We start from the raw sequence: 618 nt of genomic DNA, 5'->3' as shown, positions 1-618 counted from the left end.
CGCCGGAAGGCCGCCCAAGGACCCGCCGTGTCGATGTGATGATCCCCAGGGAGGAGACATTGTGACGACCTGCTGGAAGCATCCATGACGCGTTGGCTGCTGCGGATATTCAGCATGACCGCGCTGATCGGCTTCGCGACGGCCATATGGTTTGCCGGCCCCTTGATCCGCTTTGCCGATAGCCGGCCGCTCGGGCCTGCCTGGCTGCGTGCAACGATCATCGGTGTAATCGTGGCGACGCTGGCGCTTGTTCACGGGCTGCGTTTCTGGCAGGGGAGGAAGGCGCAAAAAGCGCTCGAAACCGTCGTTGCGCACAATGATGACCGCGATGATGACGATGGGCGGCTGCTCGAAGCCCGCATGAATGAGGCCTTGGCGGCGCTCAAAGGGTCGAGCGGCAAGCGCAACTTCCTCTACGACGTCCCCTGGTACGTCGTCATAGGCCCGCCGGGTGCCGGCAAGACAACGGCACTGGTCAATTCGGGGCTGAATTTTCCGCTTGCCGGTTCAGGAGACGCCCAACCGGTGGCCGGCATTGGCGGAACACGTGCCTGCGACTGGTGGTTTACCGACCAGGCCGTGTTGATCGACACCGCAGGTCGCTACACGACGCAGGAT

General features: G+C 63.1%; 1 pseudogene. It reads left to right on the top strand.

Annotation, left to right across the window (positions count from 1 at the left end):
• Positions 1 to 84: 84 nt before the first annotated feature.
• Positions 85 to 618: pseudogene (locus EOA22_RS36405) on the top strand (type VI secretion system membrane subunit TssM); the annotation flags it as partial.

The sequence above is a fragment of the Mesorhizobium sp. M7A.F.Ca.US.014.04.1.1 genome, assembly GCF_003998745.1.
GTDB lineage: Bacteria > Pseudomonadota > Alphaproteobacteria > Rhizobiales > Rhizobiaceae > Mesorhizobium > Mesorhizobium ciceri.
This window is presented reverse-complemented; position numbering and strand designations above follow the sequence as displayed.